Below are 19312 nucleotides of genomic sequence, written 5' to 3'. Positions count from 1 at the left end.
GCCCGGGCGCCTTCACTCCTCGAACGGTCCCATGCGCGTTTCTCGGTGCTGCGCCCCTTCTCTCCTGATTTGACTTGAAGAAGTGGCGCCCTACCCTCGACAGGGCCACTTCTGGGTTCACCGGTGGCACGGGCGCGGCAGGTGTACCGACCGGCCGTGCGAGCACTCGTAGTCCGGCACTGCCGCCGGACACCCGGGAGAACAACGTGACCAGTTCCGCGCATGCGGGTACGGGCGAGCGGGACAAGCGCCCGCCCCACCTCAGCTACGTGATCTACATTGCCGCCACCGCGGCGCTCGGTGGCTTCCTCTTCGGCTACGACAGCGCCGTCATCAACGGAGCGGTCGAGGGCATCCGCGGAAAGTTCGACGTCTCCTCGGGGCGTCTCGGCACCGTGGTTGCCATCGCCCTGCTCGGCGCGGCGCTCGGCGCGGTCGTCGCCGGGCGGCTCGCCGACCGCCTCGGACGCATCCGCGTCATGCAGATCGCCGCCGTGCTGTTCCTGGTCAGCGGCATCGGATCGATGCTGCCGTTCTCCGTGTGGGACCTGGCCTTCTGGCGCACCCTCGGCGGAGTCGCGATCGGCATGGCCTCCGTCATCGCCCCCGCCTACATCGCCGAGGTCTCGCCGCCCGAGTACCGCGGCCGGCTCGCCTCGTTCCAGCAGGCCGCGATCGTGCTGGGGATCGCCGTGTCCCAGCTGGTCAACTGGGGTCTGGTCACCCTCGCCGACGGGGACCAGCGTGGTGCGCTGCTCGGCCTGGAGGCGTGGCAGATCATGCTCGGCGTGGAGGCGCTGCCGGCGTTGCTCTACGGGCTGATGACCTTCGGCATCCCGGAGTCGCCGCGCCACCTGGTCGCCAGCGGGCAGGCCGAGGAGGCCAAGCGTGTGCTCGCCGATGTCGAGGCCAAGGGCACCGACCTGGATGCCCGGGTGGCCGAGATCGACGAGAAGATCCACAGCGAGCGCAAGACGAACTGGCGCGACCTGATCGGCGGCCGGGCCGGGCTGCTGCCCATCGTCTGGATCGGGATCGGCCTCTCGGTCTTCCAGCAACTCGTCGGCATCAACGTGATCTTCTACTACTCGAACTCGCTCTGGCAGTCCGTCGGCATCGACCCGGGCGACTCGTTCTTCTACTCCTTCACCACGTCCATCATCAACATCGTCGGCACCGTGATCGCGATGCTCTTCGTGGACCGGATCGGCCGCAAGGCCCTCGCCCTCATCGGTTCCATCGGCATGGCCGTATCGCTCGGCCTGACGGCGTGGGCGTTCTCCTTCAAGGAAGGCACGGGCGAGGACATCCGGCTGCCCGACGCGCAGGGCGTGGTCGCGCTGATCGGCGCGCACGGCTTCGTGCTCTTCTTCGCGCTCTCATGGGGCGTGGTGGTGTGGGTGTTGCTCGGTGAGATGTTCCCCGGCCGCATCAGGGCCGCCGCGCTCGGCGTCGCCGCGTCCGCGCAGTGGATCGCCAACTGGGCCATCACCCAGAGCTTCCCGACCCTCTCGGAGTGGAACCTCTCGGGCGCCTACGTGATCTACACCTGCTTCGCCCTTCTCTCGATCCCGTTCCTGCTGGCCTTCGTGCCGGAGACGAAGGGCAAGAGGCTGGAGGAGATGGGATAGCAGGGGCCGGAACGGGACGGCGGTACGTTAGGAGCCGTTGCCCCTCCGCCAGGTCCACCAAGGGAACCGATGGACATTCTGATCCTTGTCGTCATCATCGCCGTGGTCGCGGTTGCCGTGATCAGCGGGCTCGTCGTCACCAGCCGCAGGAAGCAGGCGCCCCCGCCGGACGACCGGCCGGCGGCCAGGCCGGCGCCCCCCGGCGAACCGCAGGTCGGCGACGACGCCGCGCCCCCCGTGACCGAGGAGGAGCGCCGCACCGTCGAGGAGATCACCCTCCCAGGACCCGAGGCACCGCCCGCGCCCCCGGCCCCGGAGATCGAGGTGCCGGAGCCGGCCGCGGGCCGGATGGTCCGGCTGCGCGCCCGGCTCGCCAGGTCGCAGACCTCGCTGGGACGCGGCCTGCTCACCCTGCTGTCGCGGGAGCGGCTGGACGAGGACACCTGGGAGGAGATCGAGGCCACGCTGATCTCGGCGGATGTGGGCCCGGCCCCCACCGTCGAGCTGGTCGAGCGGCTGCGCGAACGGGTCCTGGTGCTCGGCACCCGCAGCCCCGACGAGCTGCGGGACCTGCTGCGCGAGGAGCTGCTGGCCCAGATCGGCACCGACCTGGACCGCACCGTGCACACCGAGGGCGGGGTGTCCCCGGAGGGCGAGGAGCGCCCGGCAGTCGTCCTGGTCGTCGGCGTCAACGGCACCGGCAAGACCACCACCACGGGCAAGCTGGCCCGCGTCCTGGTCGCCGAGGGCCATTCGGTGGTGCTCGGCGCGGCCGACACCTTCAGGGCGGCGGCCGCCGACCAGCTCCAGACCTGGGGGACACGGGTCGGCGCCCGCACCGTGCGCGGGCCCGAGGGCGGCGACCCGGCCTCGGTCGCGTTCGACGCCGTCAAGGAGGGCATCACCCAGGGGGCCGACGTGGTGCTCGTGGACACCGCGGGCCGGCTGCACACGAAGGCCGGGCTGATGGACGAGCTGGGCAAGGTCAAGCGCGTCGTGGAGAAGCACGGCCCGGTGAACGAGGTACTGCTCGTCCTCGATGCCACCACGGGGCAGAACGGCCTGACGCAGGCGAAGGTCTTCGCGCAGGTCGTCGACGTCACCGGCATTGCGCTGACAAAGCTCGACGGCACCGCCAAGGGCGGCATCGTGGTCGCCGTTCAGCGTGAGCTGGGCGTGCCCGTCAAGCTGGTCGGGCTCGGCGAGGGGGCGGACGACCTGGCGCCGTTCGAGCCCGAGGCGTTCGTGGACGCGCTCCTCGCCTGAGCCGAGGTCCGAGCGTGAGCCTGGGCCTGGGTCGGCCGAGGCCCGGGCGCCCGGCCGCGCGTCAGCCCGAGCCGCGGCCGGCCCCGGCTGCCGGAGGGCCGGTCCGGTGGCAGGCGTAGGCCAGGGTGCCGAGCAGCAGCCTGGCCGGGGGCGGTGACACGGCCGTCTCCAGGCCGGGCGCGCGCAGCCAGCGCACGGGGCCGAGACCCGCGTGGTCCGAGGGGGGCGCGGTGATGTGGCGGCCCGCGCCCAGGGCGCGCAGATTCAGCTGGGCGCCGTCCCAGCCGAGGCGGTACAGCAGCTGCGGCAGGCCGGCCGCGGCGTCCGGCGCCACGAGGAACCATGCCCGCCCGTGCGGCGCCAGGGCGACGGGGCCGAGAGGGATGTTCATGCGCTCCAGCCGGGGGAGCGCGCACCGGGCGGCGGTCTCGGGGATCTCCAGCACGTCGAAGCTGCCGCCCGCCGGCAGCAGCACGGCCGCGCCGGGCGTGCGCGCCCAGGCCTGTGCGGCCTGGTCCAGGGTGGCGCCCGCGGGGACGGTGCGCTCCGGCGCGAGGGGGTGTGCGCCGGGGGCGGCGCAGTCGCGGTCGCCGCAGGAACAGGTGACGCGTCCGTGCGGTCCCGGGCCGCGCCTGGCGCGCGCGCCGGGGACCACGTCCCAGCCCCACAGACCGGTGTACTCCGCCACGGCCGTGGCGGCGGGCGCCCGGTCCGGTCGCCCGGGCCGCCTGGCGGCCAGCCGCAGCTCCCGGATCTCCCGCATGCCGACGATCGTGAAACCCATACACTCTCCAACTGGTCGGCTCCGCCGATGGTTACGGACCTGGCACCGAGCGTGAAGGGGGGTGCGCGCGTCTGCGTGCGCCCCCGGCGTGCTTCAGCTCATCCGGTTTCGAACATCGCGCGCACTAGTGAAGCGTGCGCGGCGGGCAGAAGTGTTCACGCGAAGGGGTGGCGAATGGTGGCGATTGCGGGTGCCCCCCTCGCCATGCCGGTGATCGTAGGATTACTTTCGGTGCATTCGTAGACGCGGTGTCAACAGACCTCCGTCACTTCGTATGCCAGGCCAACTCCCGGGATTGGGGGCGTAACTGTGGACGGCAACGGCAGCGGTACCTCTGTCAGGCGGCCGAACGAACGGCTGGAGTCGTGGTTCCGGCGAAGCGGCTGGTCGAAGGGCGAGCTGGCCCGCCAGGTCAATCGGCGCGCCCGCCAGCTCGGCGCGCATCACATCAGCACGGACACCTCCCGGGTGCGCCGCTGGCTGGATGGCGAGCAGCCGCGCGAGCCGATCCCGCGCATCCTCTCGGAGCTGTTCTCCGAACGGTTCGGCTGTGTCGTCGGCATCGAGGACCTCGGGCTGCGCTCGGCGCCGACATCGGCCGCCGTCTCGGGGATCGACCTGCCCTGGGCCGGGCCCCAGACGGTCGCGCTGATCAACGAGTTCTCCCGCAGCGACCTGATGCTCGGCCGCCGCGGCTTCCTCGGCACCTCGCTGACGATGTCGGCGGGGCCCGCCCTGATAGAGCCCATGCAGCGCTGGCTGGTGCCGACCCCGGGCGCTCCGGACACCGCGGAGGCGCGGTTGACGTCACTGCGGCCCCAGGAGCGCGCCGCCGGACGGCGGATGGCGGGGCTCTCCGAGCCCGAGCTGTCCCAACTGGAGGCGTCGACCTCCCAGTTCCGGCGCTGGGACGCACAGTGCGGCGGCGGGCTGCGGCGCAAGGCGGTCGTCGGCCAGCTGCACGAGGTCACCGACCTGCTCCAGGAAGCCCAAGGCGAAACGGTCCGCCGCAGGCTGTTCCGCATCACGGCCGAGCTGTCCGAGCTGGCGGGCTGGATGAGTTACGACATCGGGCTCCAGCCCACCGCGCAGAAGTACTTCGTGCTCGCGCTGCACGCCGCCAAGGAGGCGGAGGACCGGCCGCTCGGGGCATACGTCCTGTCGAAGATGAGCCGGCAGATGATCCACCTCGGGCGCGGCGAGGACGCGCTCGAGCTGATCCACCTGGCCCAGTACGGCAGCAGGGAGCGGGCCACGCCCCGCACCCAGGCGATGCTGTACGCGCTCGAGGCCAGGGCGTACGCCACCCTGGGCCAGCCGCCCAAGTGCCACCGCGCGGTCCGGATGGCGGAGGACGCGTTCGCCGAGACCGGCCGCGGCGACCAGGACCCGGACTGGATCGGCTTCTTCTCCGAGGCCGAGCTGTTCGCGGAGAACGCCCACTCCTACCGCGACCTCGCGTACGTCGCGGGCCGCAGCCCCGCCTACCTCTCGCGCGCCAGGCCGCTGATGGAGCAGGCGGTGGAACTGTTCGCCCAGGAGTGCGCCGCGGACCCCTCCGGCGGGCACCAGCGTTCGTATGCACTCAACCTCATCGGAATGGCCACCGTGCACCTGCTGGGCCGCGAGGCCGAGGCCTGTGCCGACCGTGCGAACCACGCCATGGGGCTGGCGCGGCGGCTGCGCTCGGAGCGGGTGAACAACCGGCTGCGGAAGACCTGGGCCACCGCCGGGCGGGTCTTCGGGCAGGTCCCCGAGGTGACCGAGATGACGGAGCGGCTCACCGCCGAACTCCCGGAGAGCGAGGCCAGCAGGGCGGTCTGACCGGATCGCCCGCCCCTGAGCGCCGGCCGCGCCGGCCGCCCCGGACAGCCCGACTCGGCTCCCCCATGCCAAGTCACCCCGGGTGGCCGCCGCGGCCGGCTTCCGGGCCACGGCCCCCGGCCGCGGCCTCGTGGCGCGGTGCCGCACACATTAACCCGGCGGCGCTGAGTGACTGACCGATTTCATTGCGGCGTAACACGTCATGCGTCATCGTCACATCGGCGAAACAAGGGGGTCCATCGACCGAAACGGCTCTCGGAGAGCCTGTGGCGCATCCTGACCCGATCCCGCCCGCACGGGTCGTAACTCCGAGGAGACGTTCACGTTGGAAGCAGCGGATATCGCTTTTGTGGTGATCTGTGCCGCCTTGGTCATGCTGATGACCCCCGGGCTGGCCTTCTTCTACGGCGGCATGGTCCGGGTCAAGAGCGCCCTCAACATGTTGATGATGTCGTTCATCGCGCTCGGCATCTCCAGCGTGCTGTGGGTGCTCTACGGATTCACCCTCGCCTTCGGCAGCAACTATTCGGACGCCGATGACGGCGGCCTCATCGGCAACCTCGACTTCCTCGGCTTCCAGGACATCACCGCGGAGAACAGCGACATGCTGGCCTTCGCCGTCTTCCAGCTGATGTTCGCCGTGATCACCCCCGCCCTGATGAGCGGTGCACTGGCCGACCGGGTGAAGTTCAGCAGCTGGGCCCTGTTCATCGCGCTGTGGATCACCGTGGTCTACTTCCCGGTCGCCCACTGGGTCTGGGCCGCCGACGGCTGGCTCTTCGAGCAGGAGGTCATCGACTTCGCCGGCGGAACGGCCGTCCACATCAACGCGGGAGCCGGTGCACTCGCGGCCGTCCTGGTGATCGGCAAACGGGTCGGCTTCAAGAAGGAGCCGATGCGCCCGCACAACCTGCCGATGGTCCTGCTCGGCGCCGCCCTGCTGTGGTTCGGCTGGTTCGGCTTCAACGCCGGCTCCGCGCTCTCGCCCAACGGCACCGCCGCCCTGATGGCGCTGAACACCCAGGTCGCCACCGCCGCCGCGATCCTCGGCTGGCTGATCTACGAACGCATCCGCCACGGCGCGTTCACCACGCTGGGCGCCGCCTCCGGCGCCATCGCCGGCCTCGTCGCCATCACGCCCTCGGGCGCGCACGTCAACCCGATGGGCGCCATCCTCATCGGCGTCCTCTCCGGCGCGGTCTGCGCCTGGGCCGTCAGCTTCAAGTTCAAGCTCGGCTACGACGACTCCCTCGACGTCGTCGGCGTCCACCTCGTCGGCGGCCTCGTCGGCACCCTGCTGGTCGGCTTCCTCGCCACCGACGGCCTGGGCGGCGTCGAGCAGTTCGGCAAGCAGGCCCTGGGCGCCTTCTCCGTGCTGGCCTACTCGTTCGTCGTCACCTACATCCTGGCGCAGCTGATCCAGCGCACCGTCGGATTCCGTTCCTCCGAGGAGGAAGAGGTCGCCGGTCTCGACCTGGCGTACCACGCGGAGACCGGGTACGACTTCAGTCAGTCCGGGACCGGTTCGGTGCCCGTCAGCAGCGTTCCCGAGACCGCCGACGTGGCGGCCGGTGAGAAGAAGGTGGACGCATGAAGCTCATCACCGCGGTGATCAAGCCGCACCGGCTCGACGAGGTCAAGGACGCCCTCCAGGCGTTCGGGGTGCAGGGCCTGACGGTCACCGAGGCCAGCGGCTACGGCCGCCAGCGCGGCCACACCGAGGTCTACCGCGGCGCCGAGTACACCGTCGACCTCGTGCCCAAGATCCGCATCGAGATCCTGGTCGAGGACTCCGACGCGGAACAGCTCGTCGACGTCGTGGTCAAGGCCGCGCGCACGGGCAAGATCGGTGACGGCAAGGTGTGGAGCCTGCCCGTCGACACGGCCGTGCGGGTCCGTACCGGCGAACGCGGCCCCGATGCCCTTTAGACCACACGAGGAGTTGGGGACCGCATGACGTCGGACACGACATCCGCCACCGGCGACCAGGCGGGCCCCAGCGGTGGCTACGCGGCGGCCCGGCTGCACCTCCTGACCCAGGAGGCGCAGCCCGGGCCGCCGCGCCGCGCCGGACTCGCCCGGCTCACCGACCAGTGGCTCGCCGGCCTGCTGGGCGCGGGCCCCCGCCCCGGCCGCGTCGCCCTGCTCGCCGTCGGCGGCTACGGCCGCGGCGAGCTGTCCCCCCGCAGCGACCTCGACCTGCTGCTGCTGCACGACGGGACCGCGCCCCGCGCCGCGATCGCCGCCCTCGCCGACCGGCTGTGGTACCCGGTCTGGGACCAGGGCATCGCCCTCGACCACTCCGTGCGCACCCTCGCCGAGGCCCACGAGACCGCCGCCACCGACCTGAAGGTCCACCTCGGCCTGCTCGACGCCCGCCACGTCGCGGGCGACGCCGCCCTCACCGCCGAGCTGCGCACCGCCCTGCTCGCCCAGTGGCGCAGCCAGGCCCCTGCCCGCCTCCCCGAACTGCACGAGCTCGGCCGCGAACGGGCCCGCCGCCACGGCGAACTGCCCTTCCTCCTCGAACCCGACCTCAAGGAGGCGAGAGGCGGCCTCCGCGACGCCACCGCGCTGCGCGCCGTCGCCGCCTCATGGGTCGCCGACGCCCCGCGCCAGGGTCTCGAAGCCGCCCGCAACACCCTGCTCGACGTGCGCGACGCACTCCACCTCACCACCGGCCGGGCCACCGACCGGCTCGCCCTCGAGGACCAGGACCAGGTCGCCCGCGCCCTCGGCGTCCTGGACGCCGACACCCTCCTGCGGCAGGTCTACGAGGCGGCCCGCACCATCTCCTACGCCTCCGACGTCACCTGGCGCGAGGTCGGCCGCGTGCTGCGCTCCCGTTCCGCGCGCCGCCGTCTGCGCGGCCTGCTCGCCTCCCGCACCGCCAGACGCGGGCCCGCGGCGGAGGAACGCACCCCGCTGGCCGACGGTGTCGTGGAGCAGGACGGCGAGGTCGTGCTCGCCCGCACCGCGCGGGCCGGCCGCGACCCGGTGCTGCCGCTGCGCGCCGCCGCCGCGGCGGCACAGGCGGGTCTGCCGCTCGCCATGCCCGCGGCCCACGCGCTCGCCGCCGCCGAGGCCGCGCTGCCGGTGCCCTGGCCCGCCGAGGCGCGCGAGCAGTTCATCACCCTGCTCGGCGCCGGGCCCGACACCGTTCCCGTCTGGGAGGCGCTGGAGGCGGCCGGGCTGATCACGCGGCTGCTGCCCGACTGGGAACGGGTCCGCTGCCGCCCCCAGCGCAACCCGGTGCACCGCTGGACCGTGGACCGCCACCTGGTCGAGACCGCCGTTCGCGCCTCCGCCCTCACCCGCCGGGTCGGCCGTCCCGACCTGCTCCTGGTCGCCGCCCTGCTGCACGACATCGGCAAGGGCTGGCCAGGGGACCACAGCGTCGCGGGCGAGACCATCGCCCGGGACATGGCGGCCAGGATCGGCTTCGGCCCCGCCGACGCCGACGTGCTCGCCGCGCTCGTCAGGAATCATCTGCTGCTCATCGAGACGGCCACCCGGCGCGACCTGGACGACCCCGCCACCGTCGAACTCGTCGCCGAGGCCGTCGGCAGCCAGTCGACCCTGGAGCTGCTGCACGCCCTCACCGAGGCGGATGCCTTGGCCACCGGCCCGGCCGCCTGGTCGAGCTGGCGCGCCTCGCTGCTCGCCGACCTGGTCAAACGTGTCGCCGCCCGCCTCCAGGACGGCGGCGCGCCCGCCCCGGCCGCGCCGTCGGGAGCGACGGTGGCAGGCGAACGGCTGGCCGTCGAGGCGTTCCGCACCGGCGGCCCTGTCCTCGCCCTGCACCCGCGCGCCGGGGCACGGCCCGCGCAGGACGGGCGGGGCGGCGCGGACAAGGTCACCGGGGAGCCCGGGGAAGCCGCGGAGCCGGAGCCCGTCGGCGTCGAACTGGTCGTCGCCGTTCCGGAACGGCCGGGCGTGCTGCCCGCGGTCGCCGGGGTGCTCGCGCTGCACCGGCTGACCGTGCGTTCCGCCGAGCTGAGCGTCGTCGACCCCGCGGGACAGGGACCGGTGCTGCTGCTCGACTGGCGCGTGGCCGCGGAGTACGGCTCGCTGCCGCAGGCGGAACGGCTGCGCGCCGACCTGATCCGCGCCCTGGACGGGTCCCTCGACATCGCCGCCAGGCTCGCGGAACGGGAGGCCGCCTACCGCAGGCCGCGGCGCAGGATGCCCCTGGCCCCGCCGGCGCGGGTCACCGTCGCGCCCCTCGGCTCCCGGGTGGCCACGGTCATCGAGGTGCGGGCCCAGGATGCCCCCGGGCTGCTGTACCGCATCGGCCACGCCCTGGACGCCGCCGGGGTCGTCGTGCGCAGCGCGCACGTCAGCACGCTGGGGGCGAACGCGGTCGACGCGTTCTACGTGACGCGGCCCGCCGGTCAGCCGCTGGCCCCGGAGGAGGCCGTCGGCCTCGCGCGCACCCTTCAGGACGCGCTGGCCGACCAGACCCGTGCGCCCGCGGGCTGACCGCATCGTCGGCGGGCGGATACGCTGGAGGGCACCGCCGACCCGTCCGCCGATGTGTAAGGAACCGCCAGCGCCGTGTTCGACACTCTCTCCGACCGCCTTGCGGCAACGTTCAAGAACCTCAGGGGCAAAGGCCGTCTGAGCGAGGCGGACATCGATGCCACGACGCGGGAGATCCGCATCGCCCTGCTGGAGGCGGACGTCGCGCTGCCCGTGGTGCGCGCGTTCATCAAGCAGATCAAGGAGCGGGCCCAGGGCGCCGAGGTGTCCCGGGCGCTCAACCCGTCGCAGCAGATCGTCAAGATCGTCAACGAGGAGCTCGTCGCCATCCTCGGCGGCGAGACGAGGCGGCTGCGGTTCGCCAAGACCCCGCCGACCGTGGTGATGCTCGCGGGCCTCCAGGGCGCGGGCAAGACGACGCTGGCCGGCAAACTCGGCCGCTGGCTGAAGGCGGAGGGCCACACCCCGCTGCTGGTCGCCTGTGACCTGCAGCGGCCGAACGCGGTGAATCAGCTCGCCGTCGTCGCGGAGCAGGCCGGGGTGGCGGTCTTCGCCCCCGAGCCGGGCAACGGGGTGGGCGATCCGGTCAAGGTGGCGGAGGACTCCCTGTCCTACGCCAGGGACAAGCAGTACGACGTCGTCGTCGTCGACACCGCCGGACGGCTCGGCATCGACGAGGAGATGATGCGGCAGGCCGCCGACATCAGGGACGCGGTCAGCCCCGACGAGGTGCTGTTCGTCGTGGACGCGATGATCGGCCAGGACGCGGTCAGCACGGCGGAGGCGTTCCGCGACGGCGTCGGCTTCGACGGCGTGGTGCTCTCCAAGCTCGACGGCGACGCCCGCGGCGGTGCGGCCCTGTCCATCGCGCAGGTCACCGGCCGCCAGATCATGTTCGCCTCCAACGGCGAGAAGCTGGACGACTTCGACGCGTTCCACCCGGACCGCATGGCGTCCCGCATCCTCGGCATGGGCGACGTGCTCACCCTGATCGAGCAGGCCGAGCGCACGTTCAGCCAGCAGGAGGCCGAGAAGCTGGCCAGCAAGCTGGCCAAGGGCCCCAAGGAGTTCACACTCGAGGACTTCCTGGCGCAGATGGAGCAGGTCCGCAAGATGGGCTCCATCTCCAAGCTGCTCGGGATGATGCCGGGCATGGGGCAGATGCGCGAGCAGATCAATAATCTCGACGAGCGCGAGGTCGACCGCACTGCCGCCATCATCAAGTCGATGACGCCTGGCGAGCGCGCCGACCCCAAGATCATCAACGGTTCGCGGCGGGTCCGCATCGCCCGCGGTTCCGGAGTCGACGTCAGCGCGGTCAAGGGGCTCGTCGAGCGCTTCTTCGAGGCCAGGAAGATGATGTCGAAGATGGCGCAGGGCGGCGGCATGCCGGGGATGCCGGGCATGCCCGGCATCGGTGGCGGCGGCGGCAAGCGCAAGTCCAAGCCGCAGAAGAAGGGCAAGGGCGCGCGGCGTTCGGGCAACCCGATGAAGCGCCAGGCCGATGAGCAGGCCGCCGCGCAGCGCGGCGAGGGTGCGGGCGCGGACCCGGCCGACTTCGAACTGCCCCAGGAGTTCAGGGACATGCTGCCGCCGAAGTAACCCAATTCACGTTTGAGGAGCCGGGAGCCGTACCATTCCCGCCATGACCAAGGCTCCCGTGCTCACTCCCCAGGCGGACGACTTCCCGCGCTGGTACCAGGACGTCATCGCCAAGGCGGAGCTCGCCGACAACGGCCCGGTCCGCGGCACGATGGTCATCCGGCCCTACGGGTACGGGATCTGGGAGCGGATGCAGCTGGAGATGGACGCGCGGATCAAGGCGGCCGGCGCCCGCAACGCCTACTTCCCGCTGTTCATCCCGCAGTCCTACCTGGCCAGGGAGGCCGAGCACGTCGAGGGTTTCGCGCCCGAGCTGGCCGTCGTCACGCACGGCGGCGGCAAGCAGATCGAGGAGCCCGTGGTCGTCCGCCCCACGTCGGAAACGATCATCAACGAGTACTTCGCCAAGTGGGTGCAGAGCTACCGCGACCTCCCGCTGCTGATCAACCAGTGGGCCAACGTGGTCCGGTGGGAGATGCGGCCCCGCGTGTTCCTGCGCACCACGGAGTTCCTGTGGCAGGAGGGGCACACCGCGCACGCGACCGCCGAGGACGCCCGCGACTACGCCGCCCGCATTCACCGGGACGTCTACGGCGACTTCATGGTCAACACCCTGGCCATCGACGTGGTCCTCGGCCGCAAGTCGCCCGCCGAGCGCTTCGCCGGAGCCATCAACACCCTCACGCTCGAAGCGATGATGAGTGACGGCAAGGCGCTCCAGATGGGCACCAGCCACGAGCTCGGCCAGAATTTCGCGCGCGCCTTCGACACCCGCTACCTCGCCGCGGACGGCGGCCGCGAGCTGGTCTGGCAGACCTCCTGGGGCTCCTCGACACGCATGGTCGGCGGCCTGATCATGTCCCACGGCGACGACAACGGGCTGCGCGTCCCGCCCCGGCTCGCCCCGGTGCAGGCCGTCGTGCTGGCGATCAAGGACGACGAGGCCGTGCTTGCGAAGGTCCGCGAAATCGGCGCCGCGCTCACCGCGGCCGGCGTCAGGACCGAGGTCGACGACCGCACCGACACCCCGTTCGGCCGCCGCGCCGTGGACTGGGAGCTGAAGGGCGTGCCGGTCCGGGTCGAGGTCGGACCGCGGGACCTGGCCGCGGGCACCGCGATGCTGGCGCGCCGCGTCCCGGGCGGGAAGGCGCCCGTCGCGATCGACGCGCTGCCCGGGCTGCTGCCCGGCCTGCTGGAGGAGGACCAGGCGCTGCTGCTGCGGCAGTCGCGGGAGCGCCGCGAGGCGCGCACCACGGAGGTGCGCACGGTGCCGGAGGCGGTGGAGGTGGCCGCGGCCGGGGGCTGGGCGCGCATTCCGTGGGCCGATCTGGGTGCCGAAGGGGAGGCCAGGCTCGCGCAGGACGCGGTGTCCGTGCGCTGCCTCGTGGCCGAGGACGGCTCCGTTCCCGAGTCGGACGACGCCCCGGGCACGATCGCCGTCGTAGGCCGCGCCTACTGAGCTTTCGCGGGTTCTTCGCCCCGTTTCGCGGGGCCGCAATGACGGCGAACTGACCAGTAGGTGCAAATTCGTGGACTTGCCCCGGAATCGGAACACCTCGGGGTGCTCGCTCGTTAGCTACGACGTGAGCACGACACAACCAGTTCCAGTTCTCGCCGCCGAGCTGGCGCACGCGTGGGCCGATATTCAACGGCACCATCCGGAGCTGCCTGACCTGGCGACGCCCGAATCACTGATCGGAGAGTCCTCGTCCGCCTGCGGCTCCGAGCTCTCCTTCGAACGGCTGCTGCACGAGGCCGTGCACGGTATCGCCGCTGCCCGGGGGGTCAGGGACACCTCCCGCGCCGGCCGCTACCACAACCGCCGCTTTCTCGCGATCGCGGAGGAGCTCGGCCTCGATCACACCGACGACCCGCATCCGAGCAGCGGCTTCTCGCTGGTCACGATGAACGCCGAGACCAGACGGCGCTACCGGCCCACGGCCGAGCGGCTGCAACGGGCGCTGAAGGCGCACGTGGCGGCCAACGCCACGGACACGAAGCGGAGCTTCCGCGGGCCCGCGGCCCGGCACGGTTCCTCCGGTGGCGGGGTGCGCGTCAAGGCGGTGTGCGAGTGCGGGCGGAACGTCCGCGTCGTACCGTCCGTCCTGGCGCAGGCCCCGATCGTGTGCGGTGCGTGCAAGAAGCCCTTCCAGATCGCCGAGGCCCTGACCGTGGCGGCTTCCGCCTGACGGGCTATGGCAGAATGGGCCGTTGAACTCGGCAGTCGTACAGGACCCCTCTCTCCTCCGGCTGACGCGTCCATCGGACCCCCGGCGCCGCAACCCCACGCGGCCGCCCCGGCGGTCCACCACGTCAACACGCAGGAGACACCACACCCGTGGCAGTCAAGATCAAGCTGAAGCGACTGGGCAAGATCCGTTCGCCGCACTACCGCATCGTCGTCGCCGACTCGCGTACCCGCAGGGACGGCCGTGCCATCGAGGAGCTGGGCCTGTACCACCCGGTGCAGAACCCCTCCCGCATCGAGGTCGACTCCGACCGCGTCCAGTACTGGCTGGGCGTCGGCGCGCAGCCGACCGAGCCGGTCATGGCCATCCTGAAGGTCACCGGCGACTGGCAGAAGTTCAAGGGTCTGCCCGCCCCGCCGCCGATGAAGGTCGCCGAGCCCAAGCCGGACAAGCGCGCCCTGTTCGAGGCCGCGGCCAAGGAGTCCGGCGGTGAGCCCCGGGGTGAGGCCATCACTCCGAAGGCGAAGAAGGGCGAGAAGAAGGCCGACGCCGAGGCCGCCGCGGCCCCGGCAGAGTCGACCGAGGGCTGAAATGCTCGAAGAGGCCCTGGAGCACCTGGTGAAGGGCATCGTCGACAATCCCGATGAGGTCCAGGTCGCCTCGCGTACCCTGCGCCGCGGGCGAGTCCTCGAGGTCCGGGTTCACCCCGACGACCTCGGCAAGGTGATCGGCCGCAATGGCCGTACCGCGCGCTCGTTGCGCACGGTCGTGGGCGCGCTCGGCGGCAAGGGCGTCCGCGTCGACCTCGTCGACGCGGACGAGGTCCGCTGACGGCGCCATCGGCATCGCACCCAGGGCCGGAGCGGCAGTTGCCGCTCCGGCCCTCGGTGCCTCCTGAGAACGGACATACAGTGCAAGTCGTCGTCGCGCGCATCGGCCGTGCCCACGGCATCAAGGGCGAAGTCACCGTCGAGGTCCGCACCGACGAGCCGGAGCTGCGGCTCGCCCCCGGTGCCGAGCTGGCGACCGACCCCGCCGGGACCGGCCCCCTGACCATCGAGTCCGGCCGCGTGCACAGCGGTCGGCTGCTGCTGCGCTTCGCGGGCGTGCAGGACCGCACGGCCGCCGAGGCCCTGCGGAACACGCTGCTGATCGCCGAGGTGGACCCGGCGGAGCTGCCCGACGACCCGGAGGAGTTCTACGACCACCAGCTGGTCGGCCTCGACGTGGTCACCGCGGACGGCACGGCGCTCGGCAGCATCGCGGAAGTCGCCCACCTGCCGGGGCAGGACCTGCTGATCGTGGCGCGTACCGGGGGCGGGGAGGCGCTGATCCCGTTCGTCTCGGAGATCGTTCCCGACATCGACCTCGACGCCGGGCGCGCGGTGGTGAATCCGCCGCCGGGGCTGCTCGACGGGGGCGACGAGACGTGAGGCTGGACGTCGTCACCATCTTCCCCGAGTACCTGGAGCCGCTGGGTGTCTCGCTCGTCGGCAAGGCGCGCGCCGCCGGGCTCCTGGACGTGCGCGTGCACGACCTGCGGGGGTGGACCCGCGACCGGCACCACACCGTCGACGACACCCCCTACGGCGGCGGTCCCGGCATGGTGATGAAGCCGGAGCCGTGGGGCGAGGCGCTGGACTCCGTGCTCGCCTCGGGGCCGTCCGGCGGGCAGGAGCCGCCGGTGCTCGTCGTGCCCACGCCCAGTGGCCGGGCGTTCACGCAGGAGGTGGCCCACGAGCTGGCGGCCAAGCCCTGGTTGATCTTCACCCCGGCCCGCTACGAGGGCATCGACCGGCGGGTCGTGGACCACTACGGCGAGCGTTTCGACGTGCGTGAGCTGTCCATCGGGGACTACGTGCTCGCCGGCGGCGAGGCGCCGGTGCTCGTGATGGTCGAGGCGATCGCACGGCTGCTGCCGGGCGTGCTCGGCAACGCCGAGTCGCACCGCGACGACTCCTTCGCCCCCGGCCCGATGGCCGGGCTGCTGGAGGGGCCGGTCTACACCAAGCCCCCCGAGTGGCGCGGCCGGAGCGTGCCGGAGGTGCTGGTCAGCGGGCACCACGGGAGGATCGCGCGCTGGCGCCGCGACGAGGCGCTGCGCCGCACCAGCGGTACCCGCCCCGACCTGATCGAGGGCGGCGACCCGGCCGCGTTCGACAAGCACGACCGCGCCACGCTGGCCGAGCTCGGCTGGCGACCGGGTGCGGACGGCCGATTTGGGCGCGCGTCGGCGGACGTGGAACAATAGGCCGCTGGCCCTTTCCGTATCCGGCGCGCGACCCTGCCACAGGGGGACCGACGCCGCCGACGCGGCCGGGCCGTCCCCTTTCCACCATCACGATCATTTCCGCTGATGACCTGTGGCATCGGCGAGGAGAGCAGCAAGCCATGAACCTCCTGGACAGTGTCGACTCCGCTTCCCTGCGGGACGACGTCCCGGCCTTCCGCCCCGGTGACACCGTGAACGTCCACGTGCGCGTCATCGAGGGCAACCGGTCCCGTGTGCAGCAGTTCAAGGGCGTGGTCATCCGCCGCCAGGGCTCCGGGGTCCGGGAGACCTTCACGGTGCGCAAGGTCAGCTTCGGCGTCGGCGTGGAGCGCACGTTCCCCGTGCACACTCCGGTCGTGGAGAAGATCGAGCTCGTGACCCGCGGTGCCGTGCGCCGCGCCAAGCTCTACTACCTGCGCAACCTGCGTGGCAAGGCCGCGAAGATCAAGGAGAAGCGGGAGAACTGACCGGCCCGCGCCGCCGGTTACCATCGCGGCGTGACCGATTCCGACGCACGCCCCCCGGAGCGCGACCGCCCTGCCAGACCCGTCCGGGTATGGCGGCGGTGGTCGCGTTCGGTGCGTCTGTGGGTGGTGGTGGCGCTGAGCACGGTGGTGCTGACGGCGCTCACCAGCTCCTTCGTGATGCAGCCGTTCCTGATCCCCAGCGGCTCGATGGAGGGCACGCTCCAGGTCGGGGACCGCGTCATGGTCAACAAGCTGGCCTACCGCTTCGGCGGGGAGGTGCAGCGCGGGGACGTCATCGTGTTCGACGGCACGGGCTCCTTCGTCGCGGAGGAGTCGGACCCGGGGCTGCTCGGCGGTTTGCTGCGCGGCGCCGGCGCGGCGATCGGTCTGTCCCGGGGCTCGGAGACCGACTACGTGAAGCGCGTCATCGGGATCGGCGGGGACCGCGTGCGGTGCTGCGACAGCCAGGGGCGGATCGAGGTCAACGGCGAGCCGCTGAACGAGCCCTATCTGTATCCGGGGGACAAGCCTTCGCATGTCAGGTTTGATATCCAAGTGCCCGAGGGACGGTTGTGGGTAATGGGCGACCACCGTTCTGATTCGGCGGACTCCAGGGAGTACCTCGGCTCCCCGGGGGGCGGCACCGTCCCCGTCGACAAGGTGATCGGCCGGGTGGTGCTGATCGGCTGGCCGGTGGACCGCTGGGGCTGGTTGCGGTCGGATCATGGGTGAGCGCGGCAAGCCTCGGTCCGGTCGTCGGCGGAACGGCGGGCCCGAGGGCGCCGGGGACGGCGCGTACCCCGCGGGTGCGGAGCAGCCAGCGGGCGAGGAGCCGAGACCCACGCTGCGCGGCCCCGGTGAGGGGCGCGCGGACCGGCGGCGGGCCGCCAGGCGTATCAGGCGCCGCAGACGGCTGCGGGCCACTCGGGAGATTCCCATACTCATCGGCACCGCGCTGCTGATCGCGCTGGTGCTCAAGACCTTCCTGGTCCAGGCGTTCGTGATTCCCTCCGGGTCGATGGAGGAAACGATTCGCGTGGACGACCGGGTCCTGGTGGACAAGCTCACGCCGTGGTTCGGCTGGGAGCCGTCCCGGGGCGATGTGGTCGTCTTCACCGACCCGGGCGGCTGGCTGGAGACCGAGCAGGCCGGCGACACCGACGAGGACGAGGGCCCGTTCGGCATCCGGCACGTCCAGGCGGCGCTGACCTGGATCGGCCTGCTGCCGAGCGACGACGACCAGGATCTGATCAAACGGGTCATCGGCGTCGGCGGCGACACGGTGGTGTGCTGTGACGCGGACGGCCGGATCACGGTGAACGGGACCCCGCTGGACGAGCCGTACCTGTATCCCGGGAACCCGCCCTCGCAGATCGAGTTCGAGGTGACCGTTCCCGACGGGCGGGTGTTCGTGATGGGAGATCACCGGTCGAATTCGGCCGACTCCCGCTATCACCTGGACGAGGAGGGACAAGGTACCGTACCGGTGGACTTGGTCGTCGGCCGGGCGGTCGTGATCGCGTGGCCCTTCGGGCACTGGCAGCGTCTCGGCGGCACGGAGGCGTTCGCGGACGTGCCCGACCCCGCCGCGGGCGCGGTCGACGCGCGTGCCACGGGCGGCGACAATGCTGTCCGTACCGACAATCAAATAGCGCGGCTCCCGATCCCTGCGGAACTCCCGCTCGTTATGGGAGTAGTGGGCCTGCTGCGGAAGCCGGGCGGGCCGGAGCGGAGCGTGAGGAGCGAATGTGGGGGATGTAGCGGTGGATGCGCGATCCGGTTCGGACGACGACCCGGAGAACCGCCCGCAGCATCCGGATGGCGCGGCGTCCGGCGACGATCCCCCCGGTGTGCCGGACGGCTCCGCGGACGCCTCCGCAGGCGCCGGAGCGGCCGCGGACGAGACCGCGGAGAGCCCTAGGCAGCGCCGCAGGCGCGCGGCGAAGCAGCGTTCCTTCTGGAAGGAGCTGCCGATCCTCATCGGCATCGCCATCGTTCTGGCGCTGCTGATCAAGACGTTCCTCGTGCAGGCGTTCTCCATCCCGTCCAACTCCATGCAGAACACGCTCCAGCAGGGCGACCGCGTGCTGGTGGACAAGCTCACCCCCTGGTTCGGCGCCGAGCCGGAGCGCGGCGAGGTCGTGGTGTTCCACGATCCGGGCGGCTGGCTGGGCGAGAGCCCGTCCTCGGGCGGCGGTATCGGCTCCGCCGTGCAGGAAGCGCTGAGCTTCATCGGGCTGATGCCCTCCGCGGAGGATCAGGACCTGATCAAGCGTGTGATCGCGGTGGGCGGCGACGAGGTGGCCTGCGAGGAGAACGGCCAGGTCACCGTCAACGGCGAGGCGCTGGACGAGAGCGACTACCTCTACCCGGGGAACACTCCGTGCGGGGACCGGCCCTTCGGGCCGATCACGATTCCCGACGGTGAGCTGTGGGTGATGGGCGACCACCGACAGGATTCGCTCGATTCGCGCTTCCACCAGAATCTGTCGGGTGGCACCGTGCCCGTGGACGACGTGGTCGGCCGGGCCATCGTCATCGCCTGGCCCGTGACCCGCTGGAGCACGCTGTCCGTGCCCGACGGCTACGACTCGGTGGCCGGTGCCGCGGCGGCCGTGTCGCCGGCGGCGCTCGGCGTGGCCGGGGCGCTGCCGCTGGTGCTGTGGCGTCGGCGCAGGCTGCTCGACAGGGCGGTGGCCGCGGCCGATGCCGCGGTCGCCACGGCGGCTCCCGCGACGGACCGGGACGAGGGCACCGGGGCAAAGGGCTGACCTGCCACCCTGCCGCTGGATAGG

General features: G+C 72.0%; 18 protein-coding genes. 17 read left to right on the top strand and 1 reads right to left on the bottom strand.

Features of this window, described 5'->3' with window-relative positions; translation table 11 throughout:
* The first annotated feature begins 206 nt into the window (after nt 1-206).
* Together STBA_RS08160 and ftsY are read left to right on the top strand one after the other, a co-directional pair.
* Entirely contained in the window at nt 207-1631 is a 1425-nt protein-coding gene (locus tag STBA_RS08160; RefSeq protein WP_077058604.1) for a sugar porter family MFS transporter, read from the top strand.
* Nucleotides 1632-1700: 69 nt separating this feature from the next.
* Nucleotides 1701-2897 carry a signal recognition particle-docking protein FtsY gene (ftsY, locus tag STBA_RS08155; protein ID WP_077058603.1) on the top strand — a complete coding sequence of 399 codons (1197 nt, stop codon included), beginning with the start codon at nt 1701-1703 and terminating at the stop codon, nt 2895-2897.
* A 61-nt stretch (nt 2898-2958) separates the two neighbouring features.
* Here ftsY and STBA_RS08150 read toward each other — a convergent pair whose 3' ends face one another.
* Complete coding sequence (locus STBA_RS08150; RefSeq protein WP_077058602.1) at nt 2959-3681, bottom strand: bifunctional DNA primase/polymerase; 723 nt, start codon at nt 3679-3681, stop codon at nt 2959-2961.
* Nucleotides 3682-3990: 309 nt separating this feature from the next.
* Here STBA_RS08150 and STBA_RS08145 point away from each other — a divergent pair, with 309 nt between their 5' ends.
* The 15 genes from STBA_RS08145 to lepB (STBA_RS08075) all read left to right on the top strand — a co-directional run bounded on the left by STBA_RS08145 (nt 3991) and on the right by lepB (STBA_RS08075) (nt 19288).
* Nucleotides 3991-5505 (top strand): hypothetical protein, encoded by a 1515-nt coding sequence (locus tag STBA_RS08145; protein ID WP_171987670.1) that lies wholly within the window; start codon nt 3991-3993, stop codon nt 5503-5505.
* Between the two features lie 325 nt (nt 5506-5830).
* Nucleotides 5831-7099, top strand: coding sequence for an ammonium transporter (locus tag STBA_RS08140; RefSeq protein WP_107485000.1), 1269 nt, complete (start codon nt 5831-5833; stop codon nt 7097-7099).
* Nucleotides 7096-7434 carry a P-II family nitrogen regulator gene (locus tag STBA_RS08135; RefSeq protein ID WP_077058600.1) on the top strand — a complete coding sequence of 113 codons (339 nt, stop codon included), beginning with the start codon at nt 7096-7098 and terminating at the stop codon, nt 7432-7434. The genes STBA_RS08140 and STBA_RS08135 overlap by 4 nt, the downstream gene beginning before the upstream one ends.
* 24 nt (nt 7435-7458) lie before the next feature.
* Nucleotides 7459-9987, top strand: coding sequence for a [protein-PII] uridylyltransferase (locus STBA_RS08130; RefSeq protein WP_077058599.1), 2529 nt, complete (start codon nt 7459-7461; stop codon nt 9985-9987).
* A gap of 75 nt (nt 9988-10062) precedes the next feature.
* Complete coding sequence (gene ffh / locus STBA_RS08125; RefSeq protein ID WP_077058598.1) at nt 10063-11589, top strand: signal recognition particle protein; 1527 nt, start codon at nt 10063-10065, stop codon at nt 11587-11589.
* A gap of 43 nt (nt 11590-11632) precedes the next feature.
* The gene (proS, locus tag STBA_RS08120) at nt 11633-13048 is read left to right on the top strand and encodes a proline--tRNA ligase (protein WP_077058597.1); all 1416 of its coding nucleotides are present in this window, start codon (nt 11633-11635) and stop codon (nt 13046-13048) included.
* Between the two features lie 124 nt (nt 13049-13172).
* Nucleotides 13173-13778: a hypothetical protein gene (locus STBA_RS08115; protein WP_077058596.1), complete on the top strand. Its 606-nt coding sequence runs from the start codon at nt 13173-13175 to the stop codon at nt 13776-13778.
* 149 nt (nt 13779-13927) lie between these two features.
* Complete coding sequence (rpsP, locus tag STBA_RS08110; RefSeq protein WP_077058595.1) at nt 13928-14368, top strand: 30S ribosomal protein S16; 441 nt, start codon at nt 13928-13930, stop codon at nt 14366-14368.
* 1 nt (nt 14369) lies between these two features.
* On the top strand, nt 14370-14609 hold the full coding sequence (locus STBA_RS08105) for an RNA-binding protein (RefSeq protein ID WP_077058594.1): 240 nt from the start codon (nt 14370-14372) through the stop codon (nt 14607-14609).
* Between the two features lie 80 nt (nt 14610-14689).
* On the top strand, nt 14690-15211 hold the full coding sequence (gene rimM, locus STBA_RS08100; RefSeq protein ID WP_077058593.1) for a ribosome maturation factor RimM: 522 nt from the start codon (nt 14690-14692) through the stop codon (nt 15209-15211).
* Complete coding sequence (gene trmD, locus STBA_RS08095; protein WP_077058592.1) at nt 15208-16029, top strand: tRNA (guanosine(37)-N1)-methyltransferase TrmD; 822 nt, start codon at nt 15208-15210, stop codon at nt 16027-16029. Before rimM ends, trmD begins: the two co-directional genes overlap by 4 nt.
* 140 nt (nt 16030-16169) lie before the next feature.
* Nucleotides 16170-16517, top strand: a complete 348-nt coding sequence (gene rplS, locus STBA_RS08090; RefSeq protein WP_077058591.1) for a 50S ribosomal protein L19 — start codon at nt 16170-16172, stop codon at nt 16515-16517.
* A gap of 177 nt (nt 16518-16694) precedes the next feature.
* On the top strand, nt 16695-17249 hold the full coding sequence (gene lepB, locus STBA_RS08085; RefSeq protein WP_253195212.1) for a signal peptidase I: 555 nt from the start codon (nt 16695-16697) through the stop codon (nt 17247-17249).
* The gene (gene lepB, locus STBA_RS08080; protein ID WP_079251796.1) at nt 17242-18438 is read left to right on the top strand and encodes a signal peptidase I; all 1197 of its coding nucleotides are present in this window, start codon (nt 17242-17244) and stop codon (nt 18436-18438) included. The genes lepB (STBA_RS08085) and lepB (STBA_RS08080) overlap by 8 nt, the downstream gene beginning before the upstream one ends.
* Nucleotides 18368-19288, top strand: a complete 921-nt coding sequence (lepB, locus tag STBA_RS08075; RefSeq protein ID WP_079251795.1) for a signal peptidase I — start codon at nt 18368-18370, stop codon at nt 19286-19288. The genes lepB (STBA_RS08080) and lepB (STBA_RS08075) overlap by 71 nt, the downstream gene beginning before the upstream one ends.
* Nucleotides 19289-19312: the final 24 nt, after the last annotated feature.

Source organism: Streptomyces sp. MP131-18, assembly GCF_001984575.1.
In the GTDB taxonomy this organism is placed as follows: domain Bacteria; phylum Actinomycetota; class Actinomycetes; order Streptomycetales; family Streptomycetaceae; genus Streptomyces; species Streptomyces johnsoniae.
Note: the sequence above shows the minus strand (reverse complement) of the source record. Positions and strands in the feature narration are given on the sequence as shown.

Excerpts from the sequence above, each read along its gene's own strand:
- ftsY (WP_077058603.1), top strand. The coding sequence starts at position 1,701 with ATGGACATTCTGATCCTTGTCGTCATCATCGCCGTGGTCGCGGTTGCC.
- STBA_RS08150 (WP_077058602.1), bottom strand. The coding sequence starts at position 3,681 with ATGGGTTTCACGATCGTCGGCATGCGGGAGATCCGGGAGCTGCGGCTG.
- STBA_RS08135 (WP_077058600.1), top strand. The coding sequence starts at position 7,096 with ATGAAGCTCATCACCGCGGTGATCAAGCCGCACCGGCTCGACGAGGTC.
- STBA_RS08130 (WP_077058599.1), top strand. The coding sequence starts at position 7,459 with ATGACGTCGGACACGACATCCGCCACCGGCGACCAGGCGGGCCCCAGC.
- proS (WP_077058597.1), top strand. The coding sequence starts at position 11,633 with ATGACCAAGGCTCCCGTGCTCACTCCCCAGGCGGACGACTTCCCGCGC.
- STBA_RS08105 (WP_077058594.1), top strand. The coding sequence starts at position 14,370 with ATGCTCGAAGAGGCCCTGGAGCACCTGGTGAAGGGCATCGTCGACAAT.
- rplS (WP_077058591.1), top strand. The coding sequence starts at position 16,170 with ATGAACCTCCTGGACAGTGTCGACTCCGCTTCCCTGCGGGACGACGTC.
- lepB (WP_253195212.1), top strand. The coding sequence starts at position 16,695 with ATGCAGCCGTTCCTGATCCCCAGCGGCTCGATGGAGGGCACGCTCCAG.
- lepB (WP_079251796.1), top strand. The coding sequence starts at position 17,242 with ATGGGTGAGCGCGGCAAGCCTCGGTCCGGTCGTCGGCGGAACGGCGGG.